This is a genomic window from Candidatus Enterovibrio escicola, from assembly GCF_002464935.1.
GTDB classification, from domain to species: Bacteria; Pseudomonadota; Gammaproteobacteria; order Enterobacterales; family Vibrionaceae; genus Enterovibrio; species Enterovibrio escicola.
Window position 1 is genome coordinate 20,087 of record NZ_NBYY01000034.1, and the last position, 21,409, is coordinate 41,495.

The 21,409-nt window shown below is 40.5% G+C and carries 15 protein-coding genes and 8 pseudogenes; 4 read left to right on the forward strand and 19 right to left on the reverse strand.

The window, feature by feature from the left end:
- Positions 1-102: 102 nt before the first annotated feature.
- Positions 103-231 (reverse strand): annotated as a pseudogene (locus tag BTN49_RS21310) (IS5/IS1182 family transposase); the annotation flags it as partial.
- A 35-nt stretch (positions 232-266) separates the two neighbouring features.
- Positions 267-482 carry a transposase gene (locus BTN49_RS10745; RefSeq protein WP_097357165.1) on the reverse strand — a complete coding sequence of 72 codons (216 nt, stop codon included), beginning with the start codon at positions 480-482 and terminating at the stop codon, positions 267-269.
- A gap of 469 nt (positions 483-951) precedes the next feature.
- Between BTN49_RS10745 and queF the strand changes: the two genes are divergently transcribed.
- Complete coding sequence (gene queF / locus BTN49_RS10750) at positions 952-1,797, forward strand: NADPH-dependent 7-cyano-7-deazaguanine reductase QueF (protein WP_097357166.1); 846 nt, start codon at positions 952-954, stop codon at positions 1,795-1,797.
- 538 nt (positions 1,798-2,335) lie between these two features.
- Here the strand turns inward: queF and BTN49_RS18400 are convergent.
- The 6 genes and pseudogenes from BTN49_RS18400 to miaB form a co-directional block, all read right to left on the reverse strand.
- A pseudogene (locus BTN49_RS18400) lies at positions 2,336-2,587 on the reverse strand (transposase); the annotation flags it as partial.
- A gap of 181 nt (positions 2,588-2,768) precedes the next feature.
- On the reverse strand, positions 2,769-4,337 hold the full coding sequence (gene lnt, locus BTN49_RS10760) for an apolipoprotein N-acyltransferase (protein WP_097357168.1): 1,569 nt from the start codon (positions 4,335-4,337) through the stop codon (positions 2,769-2,771).
- Positions 4,331-5,200, reverse strand: coding sequence for a CNNM family magnesium/cobalt transport protein CorC (gene corC, locus BTN49_RS10765; protein ID WP_097357169.1), 870 nt, complete (start codon positions 5,198-5,200; stop codon positions 4,331-4,333). Before corC ends, lnt begins: the two co-directional genes overlap by 7 nt.
- A gap of 35 nt (positions 5,201-5,235) precedes the next feature.
- A complete protein-coding gene (gene ybeY, locus BTN49_RS10770; protein ID WP_097357170.1) occupies positions 5,236-5,700 on the reverse strand; it encodes an rRNA maturation RNase YbeY in 465 nt (154 codons plus the stop codon).
- A gap of 30 nt (positions 5,701-5,730) precedes the next feature.
- The gene (locus tag BTN49_RS10775) at positions 5,731-6,747 is read right to left on the reverse strand and encodes a PhoH family protein (protein ID WP_097357171.1); all 1,017 of its coding nucleotides are present in this window, start codon (positions 6,745-6,747) and stop codon (positions 5,731-5,733) included.
- 115 nt (positions 6,748-6,862) lie between these two features.
- Positions 6,863-8,287 (reverse strand): tRNA (N6-isopentenyl adenosine(37)-C2)-methylthiotransferase MiaB, encoded by a 1,425-nt coding sequence (gene miaB, locus BTN49_RS10780; protein WP_097357172.1) that lies wholly within the window; start codon positions 8,285-8,287, stop codon positions 6,863-6,865.
- A 293-nt stretch (positions 8,288-8,580) separates the two neighbouring features.
- On the opposite strand from miaB, the gene BTN49_RS10785 reads away from it, so the two are divergent.
- Both BTN49_RS10785 and BTN49_RS22650 read left to right on the forward strand, forming a co-directional pair.
- Complete coding sequence (locus tag BTN49_RS10785; RefSeq protein WP_097357173.1) at positions 8,581-9,744, forward strand: 2-octaprenyl-3-methyl-6-methoxy-1,4-benzoquinol hydroxylase; 1,164 nt, start codon at positions 8,581-8,583, stop codon at positions 9,742-9,744.
- A 578-nt stretch (positions 9,745-10,322) separates the two neighbouring features.
- A pseudogene (locus BTN49_RS22650) lies at positions 10,323-10,880 on the forward strand (transposase); the annotation flags it as partial.
- 5 nt (positions 10,881-10,885) lie between these two features.
- Here BTN49_RS22650 and BTN49_RS21325 read toward each other — a convergent pair.
- From BTN49_RS21325 to BTN49_RS14230, 10 genes and pseudogenes are all read right to left on the reverse strand, one after another.
- Positions 10,886-11,560: pseudogene (locus tag BTN49_RS21325) on the reverse strand (IS5 family transposase); the annotation flags it as partial.
- A gap of 629 nt (positions 11,561-12,189) precedes the next feature.
- The gene (gene ychF, locus BTN49_RS10810; protein ID WP_097357177.1) at positions 12,190-13,281 is read right to left on the reverse strand and encodes a redox-regulated ATPase YchF; all 1,092 of its coding nucleotides are present in this window, start codon (positions 13,279-13,281) and stop codon (positions 12,190-12,192) included.
- A gap of 39 nt (positions 13,282-13,320) precedes the next feature.
- Positions 13,321-13,908, reverse strand: coding sequence for an aminoacyl-tRNA hydrolase (gene pth, locus BTN49_RS10815; protein WP_097357178.1), 588 nt, complete (start codon positions 13,906-13,908; stop codon positions 13,321-13,323).
- Positions 13,909-14,055: 147 nt separating this feature from the next.
- Positions 14,056-15,003 carry a ribose-phosphate pyrophosphokinase gene (locus BTN49_RS10820; RefSeq protein ID WP_097357179.1) on the reverse strand — a complete coding sequence of 316 codons (948 nt, stop codon included), beginning with the start codon at positions 15,001-15,003 and terminating at the stop codon, positions 14,056-14,058.
- A 42-nt stretch (positions 15,004-15,045) separates the two neighbouring features.
- Entirely contained in the window at positions 15,046-15,900 is an 855-nt protein-coding gene (gene ispE / locus BTN49_RS10825) for a 4-(cytidine 5'-diphospho)-2-C-methyl-D-erythritol kinase (RefSeq protein WP_097357180.1), read from the reverse strand.
- Positions 15,897-16,520, reverse strand: coding sequence for a lipoprotein insertase outer membrane protein LolB (gene lolB, locus BTN49_RS10830; protein ID WP_097357181.1), 624 nt, complete (start codon positions 16,518-16,520; stop codon positions 15,897-15,899). The genes ispE and lolB overlap by 4 nt, the downstream gene beginning before the upstream one ends.
- Before the next feature lie 185 nt (positions 16,521-16,705).
- Positions 16,706-17,383: pseudogene (locus tag BTN49_RS22655) on the reverse strand (IS982 family transposase); the annotation flags it as partial.
- 737 nt (positions 17,384-18,120) lie between these two features.
- Positions 18,121-18,972 (reverse strand): 3-deoxy-8-phosphooctulonate synthase, encoded by an 852-nt coding sequence (gene kdsA, locus BTN49_RS10845; protein WP_097357184.1) that lies wholly within the window; start codon positions 18,970-18,972, stop codon positions 18,121-18,123.
- A gap of 533 nt (positions 18,973-19,505) precedes the next feature.
- Positions 19,506-19,931: pseudogene (locus BTN49_RS19725) on the reverse strand (transposase); the annotation flags it as partial.
- 39 nt (positions 19,932-19,970) lie between these two features.
- Positions 19,971-20,111, reverse strand: coding sequence for a hypothetical protein (locus tag BTN49_RS14230; protein WP_158523743.1), 141 nt, complete (start codon positions 20,109-20,111; stop codon positions 19,971-19,973).
- A 24-nt stretch (positions 20,112-20,135) separates the two neighbouring features.
- On the opposite strand from BTN49_RS14230, the pseudogene BTN49_RS18405 reads away from it, so the two are divergent.
- Positions 20,136-20,535, forward strand: a pseudogene (locus tag BTN49_RS18405) (transposase); the annotation flags it as partial.
- A 10-nt stretch (positions 20,536-20,545) separates the two neighbouring features.
- On the opposite strand, the pseudogene BTN49_RS10865 reads toward BTN49_RS18405, so the two are convergent.
- A pseudogene (locus tag BTN49_RS10865) lies at positions 20,546-21,391 on the reverse strand (transposase); the annotation flags it as partial.
- Positions 21,392-21,409 lie beyond the last annotated feature (18 nt).

The window sequence follows — 21,409 nt, forward strand, 5'->3', positions numbered from 1 at the left end:
TATTCCAAATACATACGGATATCTAGTATTTAAGGTGATCTCAACCACTAATTAACCTCATTTCCCCCATAGAAACTATGCTAAGTTCTACAGCAATACCTAATGAGTAAACACATCAACAGAAAGATAAAGTTTGTGCCAGATACGCTGATTCTCCTTCCCGTGTTTACGCGTTTTCCATTCACCTTCGCCATATACCTTTAGGTCTGTGGTATCAATAACGACCTTGGCAACAGCTTTTCAACTCGCTAAATAGTACTTAATTTTTACGATCTACTAATGCAAATGTATGTAAGGGATTTCAGTGGGATATTCATTAACGTAAAAACTGAATTGAGAAAACTTTCTAATCCACGAAGTGGGAGCTTGAAAATACCTTTCACCATCAGTATGGTTTCAATCTCGGTATCCGAAAATATAAACCCACATCTACGATGACAGTGTTGCTTTAGACAATGCAGTACCTTACATGGCAGCGTCATCTATCTAAAAAGTAACTGAAACCACGGTTTACTCATACTTGATTATATTGTATCCAATTGCTGATCTTGTATGCGGCTTTTCCCATCATCACCGCCCGCTCAACTCCATGATGATCTGATCGTAGGAATTGCGATTAGTTCAGATATTTCAAAAATAACGCCATTAAACCTAGCTACCCTTTTTATTTAAAAAACCTCAGCCACTCTATTTAATATTTCAATACCGCCTTATCATCACTGTTGAAAATTGCATACAAACCATATAGAATCTCCTGCAATAATATTATTCCAACTTATCCATATCGTTGAGTCCATTCTACTACGGGCCTCAGAATTTATTTCACTAGCTAAATACCTTCACGTCCAACTATCACGACGATGTATCAAAATATAGGAATGTATGAGCAATGATTGCTTAAGACTTTGATATACAACTTACCTGTTATAATTACTCCGCTGCAGAACTGATATGAGAGAATATAAAGACGCAAAAGAACTTTTTGGTCTGACACTTAGGCCGCAAATAGACTATCTAGAGTACTATACTCCTGATCTACTGCAGTCTGTCCCGAGAAGCCTTAACCGTGACTACCTTAACTTTGGAAAAATTTTGCCTTTTACTGGTTTTGATATCTGGACGTTGTATGAATTGTCTTGGCTCAATACCAAAGGACTTCCTCAGGTTGCTATCGGCGAAGTTCGTCTCCCAGCCACCTGCGAAAACCTCATCGAATCCAAATCTTTTAAACTTTATCTTAATAGCTTTAACCAAACACGCTTTGAGAATTGGCAAAAAGTGGTGGATACTCTTACTAAAGATTTATCAGCATGTGCTGGTGAAAAGGTTGATGTGACCATTATTCCATTAGAAGATTTTAGTAACACCCCTGTAGTAACCCTTTCCGGTGAAAATATTGATAAGCAAGACATCGAGATTAATAACTACACTTTAAATCCAAATTTACTAGAAGGTGCTGCAAATAAGCCAGTAGTGACCGAGACCCTAAACAGCAATCTACTTAAATCAAATTGCCTTGTCACCAAGCAACCAGACTGGGCTTCTGTTCTTATTGCATACAAGGGGAAGCGTATTAATCGTGAGAAATTGCTACGATATATTGTCTCGTTCCGTCGTCATAATGAATTCCATGAACAATGTGTTGAACGCATCTTCACCGACTTAATGACATACTGTCAGCCAGAGTCGCTGACTGTTTACGCTCGCTATACTCGCCGCGGAGGTTTAGACATCAACCCATACCGCACAAACAAGGGTAAAACACCAAATGGAAATAGCCGTCTCGCTAGACAATAGTATCTTTACTGGGGTTTATTTGCATAGGGAAGCGCCGTTCTAATAAGGTTCTTCAGCGTTCTTGGAGATCCATATCTAATTAACCTCAACTACTCTCAAGAAATGAATTAAATGGAAAGGTTCTTATACAACCCTGTTATCACCAATATCAACGATTTCTATCAGGTACTAAAATAAGAAATAAACCTTCGAGCCTTTCAATCAGTAAAGTTATGACGATTACGTCTTCCGTCATCTGAAATACACAGGTATGATATCTTAAGCTGACATCAAATACTCTTAAAAACATCGTTAAGAGAGCGATACCTGCGACTCGCTCTACCACGTGTATTTAGAATGTATTATATCTTGGCAATCTCCTCATTACTGACCTTACTGAAGTCAGTTCCCTTGGATAAAATCGCCCTATCCAACCAACTGATCATCACATCATGCTATTAGAGTTAATTTAGCGTTAAGTAACCTCAGATCTGCCTAAGCGCTTGCTGATCAAACCTAGTCAGATTGATCAGCAAGCGCTTAGGCAGATCTGAGGTTACTTAACTTTTACGTTCTTCGAACGATTACTAATACAAGTATATATAGCTAATTTTAGTGAAACATTCATCAACGTAAGAACAAAATTGAGAAAGCCTTCTAATCTACGAAGGGGTAGCATTGAGAATACTTTTCACAATCAATGCCATGCCTTAATGGTAGTAGCATCTATCCAAAAAGTAACTGAGCCTCGGTTTACTAATGCTTGATTATACTGTTTCCAGTTGCTGATCTTGTGCTTGGCTTTTCCCATCATCACCTTCCGCTTAACTCCATGATGAACTAATCGTAAGAATTGCGATTAGTTCATATATTTGGGAAACAACGCCATTTGTAGATGTAGTGAGCTTTATCAAAAATGGATAAAACAAAACATGACATAAATAAAGCTCGCTGAAACCTAAATCTTCAAGTTATTTTGATATAATATGGGTTTAGGCTCGATACTTGCTCTTACCTTTATGATTTAGTTGTAATCGGATAGTTTTTGTTTGTTGCAAGATCAGTATCGATAAACCAGAAAGCACAATCCAGAAATAGAGCAACCAATTACCAAAATATGTATACGGAGTTTGTCCATCAGTGGTCGTTATGTTTGCACGTAAGACGACTGTTTCGAATTGCATAATTTGTTCAATTAACTTCCCTTTGTAATCGATGGCTGCCGTCAGTCCTGTGTTGGTAGCGCGTAAAACTGGTTTTCCATTTTCCAATGCCCGCATCCTAGCTATTTCTAAATGCTGATGGGGGCCGATGGAAGTGCCAAACCAAGTGTCATTAGAAAGTGTTAAAATGAAATCGGAATCTGGTGTGAGGTTATGTCTGACTTGTTCATTGAATGCAATTTCATAGCAGATGGCAGGTACGAGTTTATAGCCGTTGGCATTAATGTTAGGCTGTGCGTAGTTCCCGCGACTGAATGAGGACATCGGCAGGTTAAACAGGGGTGCCAGTGTACGAAGATTATCTGAAAAAGGCATATACTCACCAAACATCAACAAGTGATGTTTGGTGTAACTTTGGGGTGCTGGATAACTGTAACCCTCTGTCCCATTTTTACCGAGTATGATCACTTTATTGAATAAGTGACCTTTTGGATCTCGATCGAGTATGCCCACAATGAGGGCTGTATCATTGTTGTGGGCAGCATCGTCAAGAGATATAAGGAAAGAAGAAAGATTACGCTCAATTTCTGGAATCGCAGCTTCTGGCCATATAATTATGTCTGCATCCCAGTTTTTGCGTGTCATGTCCTGATAACTAAACAACGTCGTCCAACGTTGGCTTGGCAACCATTTAAGTTCTTGCGGTATATTGCCTTGTACCATGGCAACATTTACGGTATTGCCAGTTTCTTGGACCCATTGAATATTTCCAGATACATAACCAAAAATGGCGACGATAACAGTGGGTAATAGGGCTAACAATTTACGGCTGAGTATTGTCAATGCAATAGATGCTGAAATAATCAAAATGGCAAGGGTGATACCTTGAACACCAAACAGCGGTGCAAAGCCGGCTAGTGGCCCGTCAATTTGACTGTATCCAGGCCAAAGCCACGGGAATCCTGTCAGAAACCAACCACGGAACCAGTCAATGACTAGCCACAAAGAAGGTGCCATTAGTAGATATGACAGTGCTAACGGTAGTTGAATACGTCGCAGAACATAGGAAAAAAGTGCAGGGAAGAGAGCCAAATAGGCGATCAATAGCCCTATGAGTAATAACCCTACAGACGTTGGTAATCCTCCAAATTGCTTAATAACAACGTAGATCCAGCCAATACCTGTTGCAAATTGTCCAAGACCCCAGCTAAATCCTATCGCGGTAGCGAATTTTGGTTTCTGTTGGTGAATAAGAAGGAATAAACTGATAAGTGAGATTAGCATGGCCGGCCAGAATGAATAAGGCGCGAAGGCAAGACTAGAGAAAGCACCAAAAACTACGGCCCCTAAGAGACGTGTAAATACTTGGAGCTTGATTAAACTTTGAATAGCTAGCATTCCGTTTTTTCTGCTGTAATGTCGGGAATAGTGACCTGTAATTGGATGATCCGTCGACTATCAGCCGCTGTTACTTTGAAGTGATAGTTATGAATGTCGACGTTCGCACCACGTGTTGGTAGGTGACCAAAACTAGTCATAACTAAACCGCCGATGGTGTCGATATCGCCGTCTTCAAATTGAGAACCAAATTTATTATTAAAATCTTCCAGTGTTGTCAACGCTTTTAGCGCAAAGGTGTGCTCATTTAGCTGGCAGACTTCTTGCTCTTCATCATCGTCGTATTCATCTTCAATATCACCAACTATTTCCTCGAGAATATCTTCAATGGTTACAACGCCGGATACGCCACCGAATTCATCAACAACAATCGCCATGTGATAACGTTCTTCTTGAAATTCCTTGAGAAGTCGATCAACACGTTTACTTTCTAGAACAACTACGGCGGGGCGGATCACCTTACCAAGGTTGAACGGTTCACTGTCTCGAATAAGATAGCGAAGTAAATCTTTCGCTAGCAAAATACCTTCAACATGATCTTTGTCATCGCTAATTACTGGATAGCGTGAATGCTGTGCATCATTAATAATGGTGATGATTTCTTCTAGAATTTGTGTGCGTTCGATGGTCACCATCTGTGAGCGTGGAATCATAATATCCCGAATTCGCATTTCAGATATTTGCATGACACCTTCGAGCATATCCCGTGTCTCGTGGTTGATTAAATCATTTTCTTCCGAATCGCGGATTACCTCTACTAATTCTTGACGATCTTTAGGTTCACCCTGAAAGATTTGGCTAAGACGTTGGAAAAAGGTCTTTTTACTCGGACCTTCAGAGCTTTGTGAGTTATCTTCGTTCATTGTCTAAACTACATGCAACGTTAATATATTAATATTTAGATGAAATAGGCATCATAAGGATTATCAAAGCCTAGTGTATTCATAATAGAGATCTCGATAGATTCCATTATTTCCACTTCTTTACTCTCAATGTGGTCATAACCTAGCAGATGTATAGTGCCGTGCACTACCATGTGCGCCCAATGGGCTGACAGGTTTTTATATTGCTCTTTAGCCTCTTTTTCTACAATTTGACGGCATATGATTAAGTCTCCTAGCAGATCTAATACCACACTAGGAGGTACTTCGAAAGGGAATGATAACACATTAGTGGGTTGATCCTTTCCTCGGTAGTCGCGGTTTAACGATTGGCTTTCAAACTCATCAACGATGCGAATGGTTACTTCAGCTTGCTTACGAAATAATTTAACAGATTGTTTAAACCAGTTATTTAGTTGCTGCTCGGTCGGCAGGTCATTGGTGTTTTGTGTGGCGATTTGAACGTCGACGTAATACTGCATTTATGATTGTATCTCGTTGTGAAACACTGCTTAACGGGGTTTTATGTTATGCCGACGACGCTCTTCTGCTTCCCAAGTGTCATAGGCTCTTATGATATATGCAACGACAGGATGGCGTATGACATCATCAGCTTGAAAAAAATTAAAGCTGATTATCTCATTGAGATCGGCCAACACTGCGATGGCATGTTTCAGTCCTGAATGTATGTTATGCGGCAGGTCAGTTTGGGTCACATCACCAGTTATGACAGTACGGCTGTTAAAACCAATACGGGTCAGAAACATTTTCATTTGTTCAACAGTGGTATTTTGACTTTCATCTAAAATGATGAAGGAATCATTCAATGTGCGGCCACGCATATAGGCCAGCGGTGCGACTTCAATCACTTTACGTTCAATTAACTTTGTAACACGCTCAAAACCTAGCATTTCAAACAATGCGTCGTAAAGTGGCCGTAAATAGGGATCAATTTTCTGGGTTAGATCACCAGGAAGAAAGCCCAGTCTTTCCCCGACTTCTACAGCAGGGCGAGTCAGCAAAATACGGTGAATTTCCTGACGTTCTAGGGCATCAACGGCAGCTGCCACAGCCAAGTACGTTTTACCTGTCCCTGCAGGACCGATACCAAAGGTAATATCATGCGTCGCTATATTAGTAATATACTGTGTTTGATTTGGTGTTCGTGGCTTTATTACCCCTTTTTTTATCTTAATATGGATATCTTTTCTATAGGGAGTTGACGATATCACAGACTGCCCGAGTACACCGTTTTCTTTAATAGCGAGGTGCACTTTTTCAGGTGACACATCTGGATAACGATTTTTAACAGGTGCAGTTTCAATGTATAGTGTTCTAAGAATGTCGATGGTCGCTGTAGCAGCTTGTACCTTACCAACAACGGAAAAGTGGTGGCTACGGTGGTTTATCTCCACCCCTAAAATATGTTCCAGTTGTTTGATGTTACCATCCAGTGAGCCGCAAAGGCTGGCTAGACGTGAGTTATCAGTGGGTTCCAGTGATAATTCTAGGGTTGTGACTCTGTTCAAAGTTTTCCTCGCAGGTATTGCAGGTGTTATTTCCGTATGGATTATGCATAGATAACAAGTAAGTATCTTCACCGTATATAGTGTATCTTAAGAGGGTCAATTGACCACCATGCTCTTATGGAGCATACACACCTACGCTAGAATCATCTCCTCTATGTGTCTTTTCCTTTATTTCTGCAGGAGAAACTGCCACTCGGAGGGTCATGTTTTTCTCAGTACGAATTAGTTCACCGCGTAAAGTGTTGGTTAGTACCTCGGTGATTATTACATCGACGAATTGGCCAATTAAATCTACTGATCCTTTGAAGTTGACCACACGGTTATTTTCGGTTCGCCCACATAGTTCCATTAGGTTCTTACGCGAAGGTCCTTGGACTAAAATCCGCTGCTCTGTGCCTAACATCTGATGTGAGTGACTCATTGCTAGAGTATTAATTTGTTGATTTAGTTCGTACAAACGCTCTTTCTTCACTTGCTCAGTAATATAATCCGGCATCTCTGCTGCTGGAGTGCCTGGGCGTGGTGAATATATAAAGCTAAAACTCATGTCGAAATTAATGTTGCGGATAAGCTTCATGGTTGCTTGAAAATCTGCATCTTCTTCGCCTGGGAAACCGACGATGAAGTCTGAACTCATTGAGATCTCAGGGCGCACTGTGCGCAGTCTACGGATTTTTGATTTGTATTCTAGTACAGTGTGAGGGCGTTTCATCATGGTCAAAATGTGGTCTGAGCCACTTTGTACTGGAAGGTGTAAATGGTTCACGAGTTCAGGCGTATCACCATATACATCGATGATATCATCAGTAAATTCAATCGGGTGACTGGTTGTATATCGAATGCGATCGATACCGTCGATTGCGGCTACGTAACGTAGTAACTCTGCAAATGAGCAGATGTCACCATCATGTGTGGCACCACGGAATGCGTTGACGTTCTGACCTAGTAGGTTTACTTCTCTAACGCCTTGTTCTGCTAGCTGTGCTATTTCATATAGCACGTCATCAAGAGGACGGCTCACTTCCTCACCACGCGTGTATGGTACAACACAGAAGGTACAGTACTTAGAGCACCCTTCCATGATCGTAATAAATGCCATAGGACCTTCAGCGCATGGTTCAGGGAGATTATCGAATTTTTCGATTGCGGGGAACGAAATATCCATAACAGTAGAATGGCTTTCACGCGATTGTTTGATCATTTGCGGCAATCGATGCAGAGTTTGAGGACCAAATATAACGTCAACATACGAGGCACGATCACGGATGTGATCGCCTTCCTGAGTTGCCACACAGCCACCTACACCAATTACTAGATCTGGTTTTCTCCCTTTTAGATGTTTCCACCGTCCTAACTGGTGGAATACCTTCTCTTGAGCGTTTTCACGGATAGAACAGCTATTAAGTAGTAGTACATCCGCCTCCTCTGGTATGTCAGTCAGTTCGTATCCGCTCACGGTATTGAGTAGGTTTGCCATTTTTGATGAGTCGTATTCGTTCATCTGGCAGCCCCAAGTTTTAATCAGCAATTTCTTAGCCATATAACTTGTTGCTCTTATTAATGTATCGATGTCGTCTGACTACTCTGAAAGGCAGTCCTGTCATATCTGTTAGCGTGAGTTTAATCTAATATGTCTATATTTGTGTTTCTCACTAACCAGTATGCAAATTGCTCAGTTTAACAGCAGGATAGCATATCTAGTATATCATTTGATAGAATCAGTGACCAGATCGCGTTATCTTTAATTTATTACTGGATTTAGGAATCCCAGAAATAGATCATGTTCTCATCTACGGTAAAATTCTGACTGTTGTGAATGAAAGAGAATATGTGATGGAACGATTCGATATTATCGTCGTTGGGGGTGGAATGGTGGGTGCTGCCACTGTACTAGGTTTTGCTAAACAAGGCAAACGCGTAGCTATGGTGGAGCGACAAGCACCAAAGCCGTTTTCACCTGAACAACCTATGGATCTTCGTGTATCAGCAATTTCTTCATTATCAGTATCCTTACTTAAATCCCTCAAAGTATGGGATGACGTGCTTAGTATGCGCCTTTGTCCTTATCGTCGTCTTGAAACGTGGGATCATCCTGATTGTCGTATCCGGTTTACTAGTTGCAGTATGAATTTGAGTGAGCTCGGTTTTATAGTTGAAAATCGGATATTGCAGCTGGCTCTTTGGCATGCTTGCGGTAAGCAGCCTAATCTTGAGTTATTTTGTCCTACAAATATTCTATCTATAAAAAGAACTGGAAATAATCACCACAAGGTTGAATTAGACAATGGTGATGTGCTTTATTGTCGATGGCTTGTAGGTGCTGATGGTGCTAATTCTCGGGTACGTGACTATGCTAATATTGGTGTTACGGCGTGGGATTATCGCCAACATTGCATGTTAGTGACGGTTAAAACTTCATTGTCTCAGCAAGATATAACCTGGCAATGGTTTACCCCTGACGGACCACGTTCATTTCTACCACTACCTGGACATCATAGCTCTTTGGTGTGGTATGATAGTCCATCCCGCATCAAGCAACTTAGAGGTATGTCACCAGAAAAATTGAGGTACGAGATTCTCACTCATTTCCCTCAAGAACTTGGGGATGTAGAAGTAATCCAGCAAGGATCATTCCCTCTAACCCGTCGTCATGCACAGCGATATTTTAATAATGGAGTGGTGTTGCTTGGTGATGCAGTACACACTATCAATCCTCTGGCAGGGCAAGGCGTTAACCTTGGTTTTAAAGATGTTGATGCATTGTTAGACCTTGTGGCAGATGCGGGCATAGGATGGTTGAATAACAGCGTGCTGGCTGCCTATGAACGAAATAGAAAGCCTGACAATCTACTAATGCAAATGTGGATGGATATTTTCTACTGTGGGTTTAGCAACGATATCAGCTCGCTGAAGCTTCTTAGAAACCTTAGTTTAATGCTTGCTGAAAAGAGTGGATCGTTAAAAATAAGGGTGTTGAAATATGCAATGGGGTATTGAACAAATTCATCTGAGTCTCGTGTAGTTTAAGGACGGCAGCAGGTGCGTAGAACGCATTCTTCAATTGAAGAATGTTGTTATATATCTGAAAAGTATTGTCCAATACCATTATGCAAGTAGTTAAATAATATTACATCGTTATTATCTCATTACATGAGAAAGAGTACTTGCAACTTTGTGATTACGAGCAACGGATGCTAGGTTGATATTGCTATCAGAGTATATGAGAACTTATCTCCTAACTGTACTGATGATCACTCTCGCTTGAGGTTCATTCAGGAAATTTGTTAGTGAGGTAGTGGTAAATAAAGTGGATGTAATAGGTTTTGAAGTCTCCATATCCCGATTGATGGAAAGCTATAGCTAATTGAGAGACGAGAAGGCTTGTTTCTTTATTTGATACCGAAAAAAATTAGGTATTTTGCACATGCAGGGAAGAAATTTTAGCAGAAGTCGTCGACATCGATGAAAACAGAGTCTAAGTTATGCATGCCCAAGTCCTTATTCAATCAAAATAGTTTTTTAAACGATTAGATCGCGACTTTGGTATTTAATTCATTTCTTATGCGCAGCTCAGGTTAATTAGTTACACGCGAATGCTCAAGCTCATGCAAGGTGTGCTGGTTCCTCTTTGCTCGTCCATCACTCACCTCTAGGCAAGGCCGACAGGGATTGCTTTTGTTGATTCATCCAAGCTACAGGTTTGTCACAACCTACGTATTTTCAGACATCAGGTTTTGAAAGGTACCGCGAAACGAATAAAAGGAACGATGGGTAGTTCTACAGTTTCAAATTACACCTTATCATCAATGACCAAGGTGGTATTATCTTAGTCAAAGTGACGATGGATAACGTGGATGATAGGAAGCCTGTATCGGAAATGGTTGACGAGCTTTAGGGGTGTTTATACGAAGATAAAGGTTATATCTCTGATCCATTGTAGCGGAAACTCGCAGACAAGGCAGTGACACTGATAACGGGTGTAAAAACAGATCCAAAATCGAGCATTCTCGGCACCGGAGTTGTATTAACTTTATGTCAACTTGCCGGCGGGGCTCATCGCGTATTCATTTCAACCAAAGAAGCCGTATATCAAAATAACTCGGTTTGATAAGCAAGCGCTTATGCAGATCTGAGGTTAATTACGAAAAGTAAGTTTAGGGATGAGCAACTGTTTATAGCAAAACATTGCTATCTCTGATAATGAGCATTTGTGATAATCCCAGTCCTTTTTCCACTCCGCCTGTTTGTGCTCTTTTAACGCCTTTACAACTTGATTTCTAGGCTTCCCTTCCTCCCAGTATCCCGCGTTGCTTCGAGGTAGAATACTGGGTGTGATTCCTTTGTTCTTCAATACGTGGTGACATGATCTTGTGTCATAGGCTCCATCAGCATTGACTTACTGTATTTTTCGCCGTAAGGGGTTAGGCCATATAAGTAAAACCTCGTTATCACCCACAGAAACTAAGCTAACTTCTGCAGCAATAACCTCATGCGTAAACACATCAACGGCAAGATGAAGTTTGAGCTAGATATGTCGCTTCTCCTTACCGTGTTTACGCGGTTTCCATTCACCCTAGTCGTCTACTTTTATGCCTGTGGTATCAATAACGACGTGGGAGATAGCTCCTTGACTCGGCAAAAGATACTTAATTTTTACGATTTTCTAACGCTTACTAATGTAGGTGTATGTAGGGAATTTCAGCCGGACTTTCATCAACGTAAAAACCTAATTAAGAAAGCCTTCTAATCCACGCAGTGGGAGTCTAAAAATACCTTTTACCATCAGATCCATTTTAATCGCGGTATCCAAAAAATGACTAAGCCATGGTTTACTCATGCTTGATTATATTGTTTCCAGTTGCTGATCTGATGCTTTCCCTTTACCCTCCTGATTAACTCCATGATAATCTAATCGTAGAAATTGCGCTTAGTTTAGATATTTGGTAAACAACGCCTGCGCGGCTAGTTAACAATAATGCTGCGATTATCGTTGGTGAGATGAGTAGTACTAAGTTAGTTAAAATCAAGATAGTAACATCGGTTTTTGATGCTGGAGGATCAATGCTCCAAACATAACTGAAATATAAATCGATTGCACGATCAGTAGTGTTTGAAGTGATCAACGCATCTTATCTCCACTCAAATTTACTCGTGCTGTGGCGTTGTGACGTCAAGCAGTCCGAAAGGTAGATTAGACTTGCGAATGAAAGAATGGACATGTTCTGAGTGTAGAGCAGAATATGGCCGATATATTAACGTGGTAATCAACATCCTCGTGAGCGGGGACACCGCCGTCAAACTGTAGAAATCCCCGTGATTTAACTCAGAACTGATATCAAAGGCAGGTGTATTTATGAATGAAGCATAGTTTGATAAAAATTAAAATGGTAGCTTTTTGGTTTGTAAAAGAAAGGAGCTGATCTAGATAGGTCATAGAAAAAGTTACACGTTAAAACGGAAGTGTATAACGTCACCGTCTTTGACAACGTAGTCTTTTCCTTCTAAACGCCATTTACCCGCCTCTTTTGCACCAGACTCCCCCCTGTATTCGATGAAATCGTTAAAGCTGACGACTTCTGCACGGATGAAACCTCTCTCGAAATCTGTGTGGATTTTTCCTGCGGATTGAGGTGCAGTTGCACCTAGAGGAATCGTCCATGCACGCACTTCTTTAACACCCGCTGTGAAGTAGGTTTGTAGCGTTAAAAGATCGTACCCAGCACGAATAACTCGGTTAAGACCTGTCGCAGTCAATCCCATTTCCTCAAGAAATACATATACTTCATCAGGCTCAAGTTCAGATAGCTCCCTTTCGACTTCAGCGCAGACGGCAACAAGCGTAGCGGATTCTTTTTCAGCTATTTCACGGACTATATCCAAATATGGATTGTTCTCAAAACCATTATCGTTCACGTTAGCGATGTACATCGTTGGTTTTAGAGTAAGGAAATTTAGGTAATCAACAACCGATTTTTCTTCTTTTGTCAGTACAATAGAGCGCAGCATGTTGCCTTTTTCCAAGACAGGGAGGAATTTCGATAAAATGCTGATTTCAATTTTTGCATTTCGGTCGCCGCCTTTGTCTTTTTTTACCTGACGGTAGATTGCACGTTCACAAGATTCAAGATCAGCTAATGCTAGCTCAGTATTGATGACGTCAATATCGTCTGCTGGGTCGATCTTACCCGCTACGTGGATGATATTATCATTCGCAAAGCAACGAACTACATGACCGATGGCCTCTGTTTCTCGAATGTTTGCTAAGAACTTATTACCTAAACCTTCACCTTTTGATGCGCCGGCAACTAGACCTGCAATATCCACGAATTCCATGGTGGTGGGCAGAGTTCGCTGAGGATTTATGATTTTCGTTAATGCCTGCAAACGAAAATCTGGAACTGGTACTACACCGATGTTTGGCTGAATTGTACAAAATGGGAAATTTCCAGCTTCAACAGCAGCTTTTGTTAGAGCGTTGAACAAGGTTGATTTACCCACGTTTGGGAGACCAATAATACCAAATTTAAAACCCATGAGATGATAACCTTTCGTTAAAAAACAATGTTGTGCTTCTTATGCCTTAAATGTATGCAGGCGATTTTGCGCCCGAGCTAAATCGATCTTAAGTAAAATGTCAATACAGCGTACTGCTTCATGAACCGCTTTTTCAATTTGGCGATGTTCAGTTGTAGGGGCTTTAGTTAGTACAAATCCTGCAACTTTATCCTTGTGCCCAGGGTGTCCTATCCCAATCCGGAGCCGAAAAAATTCTTTTCTGTTGCCCATTTTACTAATGATGTCACGAAGACCATTGTGACCACCGTGACCACCACCTTTCTTAAATCTGGCAACACCTAGTGGTAAATCCAATTCGTCATGGGATATCATGATTGCATTTGGTTCTATTTGTAAGAAGTTCGTGACCGCTACGACCGATGTACCTGACCGATTCATCGAGGTTGTAGGAATCAATAAACGAAGATATTCATCATTTATACTGATTTTAGCAGTTAAACCGAAGTACTTTTTATCTTCTCTTAGCGACACATTGTGGATACGCGCAAGTTCCTCAATTACCCAAGATCCCGCGTTGTGGCGAGTCTTTGTATATTTTAGCCCTGTATTAGCCAAACCCACTAAAAGGCGAATTTTATCGATCATGGAGAGATTCTCATTGTTGTTCGTGTATTAAATCAGGGTTTTAGTTGTTTATTAACGGAATTATTCACCGCCATAGGCGGAATATCTTACCATCATCTATATATAAAATAGCTCATAAATATAGGGTATTATTTCTTAATAAATTGATTAAGAATCGAACATTGCCGAGATGGATTCTTCGTTACTTATGCGACGGATAGCTTCAGCCAACATCCCTGATAGTGTTAGGTGAGTGATACGACCAGTAGCTTGCATTTCAGAAGTCAGTGGAATCGAGTCCGTCACGATCACCTCGTCAATCAAAGAGTTTTTGATGTTGTCTGCGGCAGTTCCTGAGAAGACTGCATGAGTTGCGTAGGCGAATACACGCTTAGCACCCCGATTCTTCAATGCTTCTGCTGCTTTACACAGTGTGCCACCCGTATCAATCATGTCATCAACAATAATGCAGTCTCGGCCTTCAACGTCCCCGATCAAGTTCATAACTTGAGAAACGTTTGCGCGTGGGCGACGTTTATCGATAATTGCAATATCCGTGTCATCCAGTAATTTTGCTGTTGCCCGAGCACGTACAACACCCCCGATGTCAGGAGAAACAACCACGGGATCTTCCAGTTGCTTCACTAGCATGTCTTCTAGTAGTACCGGTGTACCGAAAATGTTGTCTACAGGCACGTCAAAAAAGCCTTGTATTTGTTCTGCATGGAGGTCTACGGTTAACACACGGTCTACACCTACGTTAGACAGAAAGTCTGCAATTACTTTTGCAGTGATTGGTACACGTGCTGAACGAACTCGACGATCTTGGCGAGCGTAACCAAAATAAGGAATAACAGCAGTGATTCTGCCAGCGGATGCGCGACGCAGTGCATCGATCATGACAACTAATTCCATCAGGTTGTCATTGGTTGGTGCACAAGTCGATTGGATAACGAAGACGTCGCTACCTCGGACGTTTTCATTGATCTGTACACATACTTCACCGTCAGAAAAGCGACCTACAGTAGCATCACCCAGTGACATGTATAGGCGATTTGCGATACGTTTGGCAAGTACAGGTGTTGCATTACCAGCAAACAGCTTCATATCAGGCACGGTAGAGAACCTCTGAGTTGTATCCATTAATAGTTGTCTATCTTATTTCTTCAGTTTATTAAGCATGGTTAAAAGCGGTGAAGTGTTCACACCACGAGCGATAAAACCAGTAAGCCAGTCGGGTAAATTGTTTAATGTCGAACAAGCGTCTGTTTCGTTATCGAATTCAGTGAAGACGCAAGCTCCCGTTCCCGTTAATCTTGACGGTGCGTATTCTACCAGCCAAGAAATAGCCCGATCAACCTCGGGGAATAACTCCCTCACGATCTTTTCACAATCGTTTAAACGTTCTTTTTTTAACAGTAGAGTTAGTGTGCGTTTTGGAGTGTTTCGTGTGAGGTTAGGATGAGCAAAAATTTGTGAAGTTGAAATGCTAACATCTGGTTTAGCCACTAAATACCATTTTTCCTCGGTATAGGTGGGTTGGAGTAATTCTCCCACACTTTCTGCGAATGCGGTGCTACCTCTGATGAAAACTGGGACGTCTGCGCCTATCGTGAGGCCAATATTGACCAACTCATCGGTAGAAAGTTTTACATTCCAAAGATGATTCAGTGCGACTAGGGTTGTGGCTGCGTTTGATGATCCCCCACCTAAGCCACCACCCATTGGTAGTACCTTATCAAGGTGAATATGAGCTCCTTGTGGGGTGTTTGTTTTTATTTTGAGTGCCATTATCGCACGATAGATTAGGTTATTTTCAACTGGGATTCCATGAATGTCAGGAGATAGAGTAATTTCACCTGTTTCGTTTGTGGTAATAGTTAATGTGTCACCGTAATTCAAAAATTGAAACAGGGTTTGTAATTCATGGTGGCCGTTGTGACGTTGACCTGTAATATAAAGGAATAAATTTAGCTTGGCAGGTGCCGGCCAAGCTGAAGTGTTTTGTGTCATGGGGTGTATTTCCAGTTTGATATTACCAGACACACTTTTTTATGGTTCTGATTCATTATTATCTTTGCTGGCAGCAATCTATTAGTTGCTACATCATAGGATTGGTACTTCACTTGCCAACCTGGGTTCGAAAGTGAGTTATTTTCTGATAAGTATTCAAGGCGATTATCAGTGCTAAGTTGAAACTTATTTTTCTCTTCAGGTAACCCTTTGATCCAGTGAGACATAGCATCCACTGGCAGTGAAATACCGATTAACCGTTGCAGCAAGTTGGAAGCATTTGTTCCAACATAACTCTGACCTACATGATCGGTGAGTATTGCGTACTTTGGTATAGTATCCAACTTAAACAAGGTAGCACCGAAGAAATTTGTGATGCGCAATGATACAGCATTGCCATCTTGTTTCCACACGAAATTAGCCGAAATACGTTGTTCTTGGTCAATAAAAGCCACTTTACCTTTGGTAGTGAATTTCGTAATGTCTAACAGTGCTTGTTGGTGATTTAACCACTCAGTATGCTGAGTAGGAGTTGTTACACAACCTATTAAACTTAAAATGCAAAAGGTTGTGATAATAGGCAGTTTTTCAGGAAAAAAAGATCTGCTATGTCTGGACATCAGTGAACTCCATTTTCCTAATAATATTAGTGCTGAAATAAGTGCTTAGTATATCGTGAAGTTAAAAAGAATATCCGTGATATAATCATGTATTCAATAAGTTGAATATGATTAAAAGATAATACTACCTTCAACGAAGCTACCGATTACTTTGTCGTGTATTGAGGTTTATTTTTAGTATTCAATCGTTTCCGGAGTATCAGGCGGTTCCAAAGTTTCATCACTTTAAGTTTCATATTTTTGTCACCCTCGTTATCAGTGTCACTCCCTTGTCTGTAAGTTCCTGCTCCAATAGACTAGATATATAATATTTATTTCCGTATAAACACCCCAAAAGCTCATCAACTATTTCTGATACAAGCTTCCTATCATCCACGTTAACCTTCGTCACTTTGACTAAGATAATGCACCTTGGTCATTGATGATAAGGTGTAATTTGAAACCGTAAAACCACCCCATCGTTCCTTTTCTTCGCTTCGCGGTACCTTTCAAAATCTGATATCAGAAAATACATAGGTTGTGACAAACCTGTTGCTTAGATGAATCAACAAAAGCAATCCCTGACGGTGAGTGAGGCAAGAGCAAAGCGGAACTAGAACACCTTTCATAAGCTTGAGCATCCTCATGTAGCTAACTAATTCAGGAAATTCGTTGGTGAGGTAGCCACAAACAAAGTGGATGTAATAGGTTTTGAAGTCTCGATACCCAGATTGATGAAAAGCTATCACTATAGTCATCACTTCGCTAACTGAGAGGCGAGAAGGTTTGTTTCTTTATTAGATACCGAGAGAAATGAGATGTTTTTCCAATGCAAGGAGGAAAATCTTGCAACAGTTGACGAAAACAGCCTCTAAGTTATTCATGCCCAAGTCCTTGGGCAGTCAATAGTTTAATTTCAAACGATCAGCTTGCAATTTTGGTATTTAGTTCATTTTTTATGCGCAGCTCAAGTTAATGAAGGGCTGGTAAATATGAAATTGAAAAATAAAGTTATAAGACTCTATCTGCTTGTTCTCCTACAGAGAAATTAAGACTGCAAAAATATTTAGAGCAGCACGTTATAGACCTGATTTAATCAACAATGCTATCGAGATTCCCAAGCATACCAGAGCCTTTTTGTTGCCTATGAAAGTAGGCTTACTCATCTACTTCGCAGATAATCCCCCCTGCCTGTACATCAAGATAGAATGTGATTACACAGCGTGTATGTAAGTTTTATAAAACCAAGATAGCCTCATTAATACGAGGTACATAGTATTCAAAAGAGTCGCAGACTCTAGCATTATTCATAGTAAGTTCAACAAGTTACTCTTCTACCATCCGTCGGACAATCCATGTAGGTATATTCAAACTGGAAGGTTCGGCAACACGCTTATCAACGCTAGCAGCGTTGGTGTCCACCAGGGTCGATACCATGTATTCTAATTATTTTTGTCTGCTGGAAAAAATGATATTTAACATCAACGGTAGTTACAATTATCACCGTGCAAGATTGGGTATCTTACACAAAAACAACCCATTAAATACATGATATAAGGCTCTTAAATAAAAAACTGGCAATATCGATTGTTTGTTTTTCTAAAAAATTTAACACTATCTCTCAGTCAATATCCAAATCTTCGAAGCTTTTAATTAAATCATCCAATTCCTTCATTTGCTTCAGGAACGGTTCTAGTTTATCTAGAGGCATTGCAGATAAACCATCACAACGAGCATTATCTGGATCAGGGTGTGCTTCAATGAACAAACCTGCAATTTTGGTGGCCAAACCCGCACGCGCAAGATTGAGTGTTTGCTCACGACGGCCTCCTGATATAGCATCCATTGGATTACGATATTGCAGTGAATGTGTTACGTCAAAGATGATTGGGCTGCCGTTACTCACCTTTTTCATTACGTCAAATCCTAACATATCAACGACAAGATTATCGTAACCCATGCACGATCCACGTTCACATAAAATTATTTTATCATTACCACATTCACTAAACTTATCAACGATATGACCTACCTGGCTTGGGCTCATGAACTGCGGTTTTTTCACATTGATCACTACACCAGTTTTAGCGATCGCTTCAATCAGGTCAGTCTGACGTGCCAGAAATGCTGGTAATTGAATCACGTCAACTACTTCTGAAACCGGCCTTGCGTGCCAAATTTCATGGACGTCTGTGATTAACTTTACTCCAAATATATCTTTTAGTTCTTGGAATATTTTTAAACCTTCTTCCAAGCCTGGACCGCGATACGAATATACTGATGAGCGATTTGCTTTATCAAAAGACGCCTTAAATACATAAGGAATACCCAGTTTCTGCGTAACTTCTACATAATGCTCACAAATTATCATAGCCATGTCACGAGACTCCAATACATTCATTCCTGCAAAGAGAACAAATGATTTTCCATTAGCAACTTGGATATCGCTAATCTGAACCGTTTTTTGTACCATCACGGAGATTTCCTAATTAATGCTAAATTGAAACTTTTCAGATCAATACCTTAAGCTGCTGTTTGACTAACTCAGCCGTTCAAACACCCAACTACTGAGTAATAAAATACCAATAATTATCTATACTTACCCACTTTCATTCCAATTGTTGAGAGATATAGGTATGAACAAAAAATTCATATGAGTATTCTGATCCGAAGAACAGTACGATTCCACTACTATTACAAGATCACTGGGTAATTCTCTTCACGCAACAGTTCACTTTTCATCACAGCTAACCAGCAACCTATGAAATTGGCATGCTCTGAAGGATCAAAGTACTCGATCTTAACCTAAATATTACTTAACCTCGGGTTTGATATGCGCACGGTTTTTTCGAACCTTATAATTTTAAAGTTAGGCTTTTTTAGTTGAAACGTATAAGAAATGAGTCCAACGATCAGGTTGACCATAAAGCCCACCCCACTTTGATGCCTTGGATGCTCTATTTGGGATATAGTTGTTAGTTGATCAAAGATTGTCTGGGTGATAAATCATTTTCTTAATATAAGACGATCCCAAAGATTCATCACCTTTGGTTTCATATTATTCCGTGTATTCGTGATGAAATTAACCCTTTCTCCGTCAAGGGTTCCTTCAAGGAATCCAGATATATACCTCTTATTTCTACAGAGTAATCTCCAACGATTATCGGTCATATCAAGCACGGATTTTTTATCATCCACATTGTCTGTTATTAGCTTTACTGAAATGATACAGCCTAGTTAGTTAATGACAAAGTGAAGTTTAAAACCATATAACCCTCCCATCATCCCATTACCTTGTTCAGTCACACCATCAAACACAGGATACCGTGGAATACGTAAATTGTGATAGATCTGTAGCTTGGTTGAATCAACGAACGCTATACCCGAAGGTTTGGTTTGGTTATGAGTCAGATAAGCACAAAGGAAAACCAGAGCTCTTCGCATCTACTAAAGTATCCACGTATGGTTGACTCAATCAGGAAATCTACCTGTTAGGTGACAGGAAGACAAATTGAGTGTAATAAATCCTAAAATTAGGAAACCATATTGATGAAATAATACAATAATCGTCATGACTTCACTAATTAAAAGGCGAGAAAGTTTATTTCTCATTTCGACATTGATACCTGAAATTTAGTGTTTCTTCTAGGCAGGAAGAGAAAAGCCAAGCACAAGATCAGCAAATGGAAATAATATAATGAAGCATTAGTAAACCGTGTCTCAGTCACTTTTTGGATAGACAACCCTGCCATCAAAGCATCACATTGTCTAAAGCATCACGATTATCGTGGCCGTGAGTTTATATTTTCGGATACTGGGATTGAAACGGAACTGATGGTAAAAGGTATTTTCAAGCTACCGCTTCGTGAATTAGAAGGCTTTCTCAATTCAGTTCTTACGTTGATGAATGTCCCGCTGAAATCCCCTACATACACTTACATTAATAATACGTTCGAAGAACGTAGAAGTTAAGTACCGTTTGACGAGTCGAAGAACTGTCTCCCACATCATCATTGATGCCACAAACCTAAAAGTATGAGCTATGGTCAAATCTGGTGTACAGCTTCCAGAGCAGTATCCTGATGATTGACGTTTGTTTCACGAATGCCATCTCTAAATTTTACACCGTTGATAATATCTGCAAGTAATTTAAAGCCTTGCAGGCTACACCAGTTAACCTCAGATGATCGCATCAGTTTGCAGGTCATTGCCAGTGTTGTTTTTCAGCTTCCACAATTCTTGATTTTGTTCGTTCTTAGCCTCACCCTTGCAAACATTAATTCAATGAGGTTTATCGTTCAAATCTGTCTCCAGTGCTCGGTGTGGACATCGTAAAATGCCAGCATTTCTGCTTTGTCTTTGATCAGGCACTCCGCTGCTTTGGGATATTTAGCACCATATCGTGTTTCGAACTGTCCGAAGCGTTTCTTTCATTCTTGGTTGAACAGATTCTGAAACTTTGTTTAATACATTGCCCTTTTTGTGTATCCAACAGCGCTTACGCCACTAGTCGTATTTTGCTTCTTACTGCTGCTTGAATCGAGAAATACTGTTTGCTAACAACCCCTTGGCTTGCTTACTTAAGAGGTATTCTAAGGCTGGTTGCATATCGCCCGTGGAGATCCCCCGCAAATAGAGCCAAGAGATAAACTCTCCTATGTTTTTGGTTCGATTGAGATAAGGTGAAACCAGTGTGTTGTTGAACGTGATCCCGCTCCCTGTTTTTACATCTAGGAATTTCCTCTCAGAAACTATATGTGGTGGGGCTTAAGGCATGTCCTATCTTGAACCTTTGGGGTTTTGACGGTAATGTCACTGAATCCAGTTTGTAGGTGCCGCTCAGGCAAATGGCCATTTTGAACCACTCCCTGCTTTCCGTTGGCTTGGAGTGATATACAATTATCGAGTAA

Bases quoted from the DNA above. Each gene is read 5' to 3' on its own strand.
- corC (WP_097357169.1), bottom strand. From the start codon at position 5,200: ATGAACGAAGATAACTCACAAAGCTCTGAAGGTCCGAGTAAAAAGACC.
- lnt (WP_097357168.1), bottom strand. From the start codon at position 4,337: ATGCTAGCTATTCAAAGTTTAATCAAGCTCCAAGTATTTACACGTCTC.
- BTN49_RS10745 (WP_097357165.1), bottom strand. From the start codon at position 482: ATGACGCTGCCATGTAAGGTACTGCATTGTCTAAAGCAACACTGTCAT.
- ybeY (WP_097357170.1), bottom strand. From the start codon at position 5,700: ATGCAGTATTACGTCGACGTTCAAATCGCCACACAAAACACCAATGAC.
- BTN49_RS14230 (WP_158523743.1), bottom strand. From the start codon at position 20,111: ATGAGAAATAAACTTTCTCGCCTTTTAATTAGTGAAGTCATGACGATT.
- ispE (WP_097357180.1), bottom strand. From the start codon at position 15,900: ATGACACAAAACACTTCAGCTTGGCCGGCACCTGCCAAGCTAAATTTA.
- lolB (WP_097357181.1), bottom strand. From the start codon at position 16,520: ATGTCCAGACATAGCAGATCTTTTTTTCCTGAAAAACTGCCTATTATC.
- BTN49_RS10785 (WP_097357173.1), top strand. From the start codon at position 8,581: ATGGAACGATTCGATATTATCGTCGTTGGGGGTGGAATGGTGGGTGCT.
- queF (WP_097357166.1), top strand. From the start codon at position 952: ATGAGAGAATATAAAGACGCAAAAGAACTTTTTGGTCTGACACTTAGG.
- kdsA (WP_097357184.1), bottom strand. From the start codon at position 18,972: ATGGTACAAAAAACGGTTCAGATTAGCGATATCCAAGTTGCTAATGGA.
- pth (WP_097357178.1), bottom strand. From the start codon at position 13,908: ATGATCGATAAAATTCGCCTTTTAGTGGGTTTGGCTAATACAGGGCTA.
- miaB (WP_097357172.1), bottom strand. From the start codon at position 8,287: ATGGCTAAGAAATTGCTGATTAAAACTTGGGGCTGCCAGATGAACGAA.
- ychF (WP_097357177.1), bottom strand. From the start codon at position 13,281: ATGGGTTTTAAATTTGGTATTATTGGTCTCCCAAACGTGGGTAAATCA.